Annotated in this window: 9 protein-coding genes and 1 tRNA gene; 7 read left to right on the top strand and 3 right to left on the bottom strand. The window is 44.5% G+C overall.

Annotation, left to right across the window (positions count from 1 at the left end):
• The 7 genes from RAC86_RS33160 to RAC86_RS33130 all read left to right on the top strand — a co-directional run.
• On the top strand, positions 1-346 hold a 346-nt coding region (locus tag RAC86_RS33160), incomplete at its 5' end, for a MarR family winged helix-turn-helix transcriptional regulator (RefSeq protein ID WP_377886527.1).
• Positions 347-353: 7 nt separating this feature from the next.
• Positions 354-1,172, top strand: a complete 819-nt coding sequence (gene racE / locus RAC86_RS33155; RefSeq protein WP_072182703.1) for a glutamate racemase — start codon at positions 354-356, stop codon at positions 1,170-1,172.
• Between the two features lie 114 nt (positions 1,173-1,286).
• Complete coding sequence (gene gerM / locus RAC86_RS33150) at positions 1,287-2,387, top strand: spore germination protein GerM (protein WP_072566649.1); 1,101 nt, start codon at positions 1,287-1,289, stop codon at positions 2,385-2,387.
• A gap of 110 nt (positions 2,388-2,497) precedes the next feature.
• On the top strand, positions 2,498-3,235 hold the full coding sequence (rph, locus tag RAC86_RS33145) for a ribonuclease PH (RefSeq protein ID WP_003246039.1): 738 nt from the start codon (positions 2,498-2,500) through the stop codon (positions 3,233-3,235).
• 12 nt (positions 3,236-3,247) lie between these two features.
• Positions 3,248-3,844, top strand: coding sequence for an XTP/dITP diphosphatase (locus RAC86_RS33140; RefSeq protein WP_072566648.1), 597 nt, complete (start codon positions 3,248-3,250; stop codon positions 3,842-3,844).
• A 15-nt stretch (positions 3,845-3,859) separates the two neighbouring features.
• Positions 3,860-4,369: a metallophosphoesterase gene (locus RAC86_RS33135; protein ID WP_072566647.1), complete on the top strand. Its 510-nt coding sequence runs from the start codon at positions 3,860-3,862 to the stop codon at positions 4,367-4,369.
• Positions 4,370-4,500: 131 nt separating this feature from the next.
• Positions 4,501-4,574: transfer RNA gene (locus RAC86_RS33130), tRNA-Arg, on the top strand.
• Between the two features lie 64 nt (positions 4,575-4,638).
• Here the strand turns inward: RAC86_RS33130 and RAC86_RS33125 are convergent.
• The 3 genes from RAC86_RS33125 to cotQ all read right to left on the bottom strand — a co-directional run bounded on the left by RAC86_RS33125 (position 4,639) and on the right by cotQ (position 6,623).
• Positions 4,639-5,463: a YsnF/AvaK domain-containing protein gene (locus tag RAC86_RS33125; protein WP_072566646.1), complete on the bottom strand. Its 825-nt coding sequence runs from the start codon at positions 5,461-5,463 to the stop codon at positions 4,639-4,641.
• Between the two features lie 186 nt (positions 5,464-5,649).
• Positions 5,650-6,105: a GNAT family N-acetyltransferase gene (locus RAC86_RS33120; protein WP_072566645.1), complete on the bottom strand. Its 456-nt coding sequence runs from the start codon at positions 6,103-6,105 to the stop codon at positions 5,650-5,652.
• 191 nt (positions 6,106-6,296) lie between these two features.
• Positions 6,297-6,623, bottom strand: a complete 327-nt coding sequence (gene cotQ, locus RAC86_RS33115) for an inner spore coat protein CotQ (protein WP_072566644.1) — start codon at positions 6,621-6,623, stop codon at positions 6,297-6,299.
• Between the last annotated feature and the right edge of the window lie 127 nt (positions 6,624-6,750).

Raw genomic sequence — 6,750 nt, 5'->3', positions numbered from 1 at the left:
CCAATATGCGATTACGCCGCCGCAATTTGTCGGCCTGCAATGGCTTTATGAATTAGGAGATATGACAATCGGCGAACTATCGGGCAAAATGTATCTGGCATGCAGCACGACAACGGACTTAATCGACCGCATGCAAAAAAATAAGCTTGTTGAGCGGGTCAAGGACCCGGCGGACAGACGCGTTGTTCGGATACATTTGCTGCCAGAAGGAGAACGGATTATCCAAGAGGTCATTACCAAAAGGCAGGAATATCTGCGTGATATGTTCGAAACGTTTACAGATGAAGAAATAGCCATCTTCGAAAAATCATTGATGAAACTGCAGCATGAAATGAAGAGAAAATGAGGCGATTTTGTTGGAACAACCAATAGGAGTCATTGATTCCGGGGTTGGCGGTTTAACCGTTGCAAAGGAAATCATGAGACAGCTACCAAAAGAAAATATTATCTACGTCGGGGATACGAAACGGTGTCCATACGGGCCGCGCCCTGAAGAAGAAGTGCTTCAATATACGTGGGAGCTGACGAATTATTTACTCGAAAACCACCACATCAAAATGCTCGTGATCGCCTGCAACACAGCAACAGCGATCGCATTGGAAGACATCCAGCGCAGTGTCGGTATACCTGTGGTCGGAGTGATCCAGCCGGGTGCGAGAGCAGCGATAAAAGTAACAGAAAATCAGCATATCGGTGTCATCGGTACAGAGAATACGATTAAGAGCAATGCGTACGAAGAGGCGCTTTTAGCATTAAATCCTGATCTGAAGGTTGAGAACCTTGCCTGCCCGCTGCTTGTGCCTTTTGTGGAAAGCGGGAAGTTTCTTGATAAAACAGCAGACGAGATTGTCAAAACATCGCTGTACCCGTTAAAAGACACATCGATTGATTCGCTGATTTTAGGCTGCACCCACTATCCTATTTTAAAAGAATCCATTCAGAGATATATGGGAGAGCACGTAAACATTATTTCGTCCGGCGATGAAACAGCAAGGGAAGTCAGCACGATTCTCTCATATAAAGGGCTGCTGAACCAGTCTCCGATTGTTCCTGATCATCAGTTCCTGACAACAGGAGCACGTGATCAGTTTGCAAAAATTGCAGATGACTGGTTTGGCCATGAGGTGGGCTATGTGGAATGCATCTCACTGCAAGAACCGATTAGAAGATAGTTTTCCCCGCAACAGCATGTTGCGGGTTTTTTTCTGTTTTGCCGGAATTCTTCGGTCTATTTCCTAATAAGGCTCGTATACATAATAGTACAAACAGCCTTAGGAGGGAAAAGTATGCTGAAAAAAGGACCTGCAGTCATTGGTGCCACTTGTCTCACCTCTGCCTTGCTTTTATCCGGATGCGGTTTGTTTCAATCTGATAAGGCAGCTGAGGAAATTGATCCGCCTCAAGACGTTACATACGTGAACGATGAAGCGGGGGCCAATTCAAATACAACAGCAGCCGAAAAAACAGAAAGTGAAAAAAACGATACCGCCAAAGCGGATCAAGCCTCATCTACAGTCATGAGGGAGCTTTATCTCATTGATAAAAACGGGTATGTCGTTGCCCAAACGCTGCCCCTTCCGAAAAGTGAAGGCACGGCCAAACAGGCGCTTGAATACCTCGTTCAGGGCGGACCTGTGTCAGAAATTCTTCCGAATGGCTTCAGAGCCGTATTGCCGGCTGACACAACCGTTAACGTTGACATCAAAAAAGATGGGACAGCAATAGCTGATTTCTCTAGTGAATTTAAAAATTATAAGAAGGAAGACGAACAGAAAATCGTTCAATCTGTGACATGGACGCTTACGCAATTCAGTTCGATAGATAAAGTGAAGCTGAGAATAAACGGCCATGAACTGAAGGAGATGCCTGTAGGCGGCACGCCGATCTCAGATGATTTAAGCCGAGAAGACGGAATTAATATGGAAACATCTGGTGTAAATGATCTCACTGCAACACATCCGCTCACAGTTTATTATTTGGCGGAAAACGAAGACAGTGAGTACTACGTGCCGGTGACGAAACGGATCGACAATTCGAAAAAAGACGACATCACAGCAGCGATCAATGAATTGGCTAAAGGCCCAAGCAAGGTGAGCGGGCTGTTAACAGACTTCAGTGAAGATGTAAAGCTGGTCAGCAAACCGAAAATCAAAGACGGACGGGTGACGTTAGATTTCAATCAATCTATATTCGGCAGCGCCGATGAAAAGACGAAAATGATTTCTTCAGAAGTGCTGAATAGCATTGTGCTGACGTTAACGGAGCAACCGGAGGTAAAAAGTGTCTCTGTTAAAGTAAACGGGAAATCAGAGCTTGTAAATGAAAAAGGCGAAAAGCTCACAGAACCGGTCTCCAGACCTTCTCAAGTGAATACGGGTAGTTTTTAAATTGGGATTTTTGATATACTAGAAAGAAAGAGGTTAGCGTTCCGGCTGCCTCTTTCTTTATTCAATTCCGGGACAAAAATGGTTTATGTACATACAATCGGAGGTAAAACATGAGACATGACGGAAGACAACATGATGAGCTGCGTCCAATCACATTCGATTTGGATTTTATCAGCCATCCGGAAGGTTCTGTTCTAATAACAGCAGGAAATACAAAAGTAATCTGCAACGCGTCTGTTGAGGACCGCGTGCCGCCATTTTTGCGGGGCGGAGGAAAAGGCTGGATTACAGCTGAATACAGCATGCTGCCGCGGGCAACAAACCAAAGAACAATCAGAGAATCTTCTAAGGGGAAAATTTCCGGCAGAACAATGGAGATTCAACGCCTGATCGGCCGCGCGCTTCGGGCAGTCGTAGATTTAGAAAAGCTCGGTGAACGGACGATTTGGATTGACTGTGATGTCATTCAGGCCGATGGCGGGACAAGAACCGCTTCGATTACAGGCGCATTTCTTGCTATGGCGATTGCGATTGGCAAGCTGATCAAAGCGGGAACGATCAAGACAAATCCGATCACTGATTTTCTTGCTGCGATCTCTGTCGGAATTGATAAGGAACAGGGAATTTTGTTAGATTTAAATTATGAAGAAGATTCCTCCGCTGAAGTTGACATGAATGTCATTATGACTGGCAGCGGCCGTTTTGTAGAGCTGCAGGGAACCGGGGAAGAGGCGACTTTTTCAAGGGAGGATCTGAACGGTCTTCTCGGTCTTGCAGAAAAAGGCATTCAGGAACTGATTGACAAGCAAAAAGAAGTGCTGGGTGATTCTCTGCCAGAACTGAAATAAAGACAGAAAGGCTTGATCATCATGAAAGAAGCAATTATTGCGACACATAATCCGGGAAAAGTGAAGGAATTCAAAGAAATCCTTGAGCCAAAAGGCTATGATGTCAAATCTTTAGCTGAAATTGGATTCACAGAAGAAATTGAGGAAACAGGCCATACGTTTGAAGAAAATGCCATTTTAAAAGCTGAAGCTGTTGCCAAAGCAGTGAACAAAATGGTGATTGCGGACGACTCGGGTCTGTCCATCGATAACCTTGGGGGCAGACCCGGCGTTTATTCCGCACGCTATGCAGGGGAACAGAAAGACGACCAGGCAAATATCGATAAAGTGCTCAGTGAGCTGAAAGGAATCGAAAAAGAACAGCGCACGGCCCGTTTCCGGTGCGCGCTGGCTGTGAGTATCCCCGGTGACGAAACAAAAACTGTCGAAGGCCATGTTGAAGGGTATATTGCTGAAAAACCGAGAGGAGAATACGGCTTTGGCTATGACCCGATCTTTATTGTGAAAGATAAAGATAAGACAATGGCCGAACTGACAAGTGATGAAAAAAATAAAATCAGCCATAGGGCTGACGCGCTTAAAAAGCTGTCTAAGCTTTTGGAGGCATAAGGAGGAAGCTTGTACATGAACGTGCTGATTATCAGTGACAGCCATGGGCTTGAAGAAGAACTCCAAACCATTGCGAAACGGCATGAAGCAGAAGTTGATCTCATGATTCATTGCGGAGACTCTGAGCTTGAAACAGGGCATCCGGCATTAAATCCTTATGCGGTTGTAAAAGGCAATTGCGATTTTGTAGGCGATTTTAAGGACGAGCTTCTTCTGACTGCCGGTTCAAAAAAAATACTGGTCACGCACGGCCACCTTCACGGTATAAAACAGACCTTGTTAAACGTATACTATCGTGCAGAGGAGCTCGGAGCGGATATTATCTGTTTCGGGCATTCGCACATCGCGGGAAGCGAAGTGCTACGCGGAAAACTGATGATTAATCCAGGCAGCATCCGGCTTCCGAGGGTGCGCAGGACTGAAAGCTATGCTATACTAACCTTAGAAAATGATGCCGCGACAGTGCGTTTTTACGACCAATCAGGCCATGAAATTGAGGATCTGCAAAACCAGGTCACACTATAAAAAAGTCATGAGGAAGAAATTTTTCTTCCTCATGAAAAAAATTCTAAAAAAACCGTTGACTTATTGTTGTATCCCATATATAATAAATCTTGTCGCTGATAGTTAAAGCGAAAAACAAAAAAACAAAACATGTCCCAGTAGCTCAGCTGGATAGAGCAACGGCCTTCTAAGCCGTCGGTCGGGAGTTCGAATCTCTCCTGGGACGTACCAAAAGAAAAACCTCAAATCCTAAATGGATTTGAGGTTTTTTTGTTGTCGGCTTATGATTTTCATTTGTTATTTAACGTATCATCATCCAAGCCGTCAACTTTTCCTTCTTTATTCAGACGAGGTTCTTCTTTTTTCACAGTTTCAGAAACATGTTCATTTTCTTCAACAGTGCGTTTACCGACAACCACTTCATCAGTGACAACCGGTTTTTTAGTCACTTCCAGCTTTTCCTCAACGATTGGAACTCTGACAGTTTCTGCATCGTTTACAGGAGAAGCGTCCGCTGTATTTTCATCCACTGGGCGGCGTTCGACATAAATTTCATCGTGTCTCACCGGGATGTCCATATCTCTTTGTTCTGTTTTCACTTCTTTTCCTATCTCTACTTCTCCGGTTTGAACGTCTTCCTTGTCGACTTTCAGCTGTTCTTCCCGCAGCGGCATTGTTTTTTCTTCTTTCGTTGTATAATCCGCCGTTTCATTTGTGCTTGAAAAGCCGCCTGAAAGGGCATTGCCGTTATCGATAGGAGCATTTACATCTGCATCTGTCTCAACGGCCACAAGGAGTTTGCCGTCATCCAAATCTTCTTGGTACTTGTCTATTTCGTTAGTAGTGATATCCAGATCGGATAATGCTTTGCTGTGTGCGGCGGTATCATCCATTGTGAAATAATCTTTCAGTTTATCGAAAAAAGATTCAGATTCGCCCTCACGTGCATCGATGGCCTGATTGACTTCTGTTCCTGTGCGTGTTTCAAGATAATCTGTATCTCGCCGGCTTGTCACAACAGAGATGTCGTCAGAATCATAGCCTTTTGTTAATAAGCCTTCAATCGCTGCAATGGTTTCCTGCGGAGTTTCGTATACACCAACTATACTTTTCATATTAATCTCCTCCTTTATCAATTTTGCATTTTATCGTTCATGTCGTTTTTAATTCCCGCTGCTCTTTAAAATAAACAAGATTGAAAACACCGGGTGTGTTTCATACACGCGAATTAGGTGTGTGAAAATAAAAAAGGATAGACAAGACAGAATGCTCTCTGCACTTATCTACCCTATAAAAATGCCTCACAGCTTCTTCGTCATAAACACACTGTTCGGATCTTCAACATAGTCTGCAAACGGTTCGCAATACTGGAAACCGAAGCCTTCATACAAATTTCTCGCGGGCTCAAATGATGCCATTGAACCCGTTTCTAAGCTTAACCGATCATACCCGCGCTTTTTTGCCTCCTCTATGATGTGCTGAAGAACTTGTTTGGCAACGCCTTTTCTTAAATGGGATGCAGACGTGCGCATTGATTTGATTTCTCCGTGCCGGCTGTCCAGTTCTTTAAGCGCTCCGCAGCCGGCTAGTTCATCACCCTCCCAGGCACTCCAAAATGTTATTTCAGGCGCTCTAAGGCTTTCTAAACCTAAGGCATGGATGCTTTCTGGCGGGGACATGAGTGTCATGCTATGTAAATGCTCATTCACAAGTGAGATCACCTGTTGTCCAGTTACATCATCTATTTTTATATACAATTCTATTCCTCCTCAAAAACTTGCAGGTTTGCAGAACATATTTTCATTTCATCTTAATCATATTCCATCCTGTTTCCAAATATAAAGACAGAAAATCTGACAGTATAGATCATTCTTTGTAATGATATGATTTGTGAAAGACGTTTCAAAGCAAAAAAGGGCCGAAATAGATGTTCGGCCCTGGGTCTTCTTTAATATCTAAAGCCTCCGTGTACGCCTGGTGCTCCGCTGAATCCGCCGGCGTGCGTCGCGGGGATGCTGAAACCGCCGCCATGGCCGCCATAGCCGGCACCTGCAAATTGCTGCCCGTAAAATCCTGAAGCATATGGATAGGAGGAGTACATAGCAGAGGGAGTGCTTATCGGGCTGTATGCCTGGCTGTACGGCTGACCGTATCCATAGCCTCCGAATGGCTGATGGCTTTGCTGGTAAAAGGCAGGGGCAGTAGGGTAATACGGTTGCGGAAAGCTGGGAAAGCCTGCGGGGAATCCTTGCATATCTGCTAATGATTTATTCATTGTATCACCTTTTCTTTGCAAGATACCATCAATGTATGCCGGAGGAATAATGGAAGTGCCTATCCGAATTAAAAGGGTTTGCAAGGCGATCTGTCAGGTTGCAACCTATATCCAAATGATAGAATGT

Source organism: Bacillus sp. LR_5, assembly GCF_042709275.1.
This window is presented reverse-complemented; position numbering and strand designations above follow the sequence as displayed.

Excerpts from the sequence above, each read along its gene's own strand:
- cotQ (WP_072566644.1), bottom strand. The coding sequence starts at position 6,623 with ATGAATAAATCATTAGCAGATATGCAAGGATTCCCCGCAGGCTTTCCC.
- gerM (WP_072566649.1), top strand. The coding sequence starts at position 1,287 with ATGCTGAAAAAAGGACCTGCAGTCATTGGTGCCACTTGTCTCACCTCT.
- rph (WP_003246039.1), top strand. The coding sequence starts at position 2,498 with ATGAGACATGACGGAAGACAACATGATGAGCTGCGTCCAATCACATTC.
- RAC86_RS33135 (WP_072566647.1), top strand. The coding sequence starts at position 3,860 with ATGAACGTGCTGATTATCAGTGACAGCCATGGGCTTGAAGAAGAACTC.
- RAC86_RS33125 (WP_072566646.1), bottom strand. The coding sequence starts at position 5,463 with ATGAAAAGTATAGTTGGTGTATACGAAACTCCGCAGGAAACCATTGCA.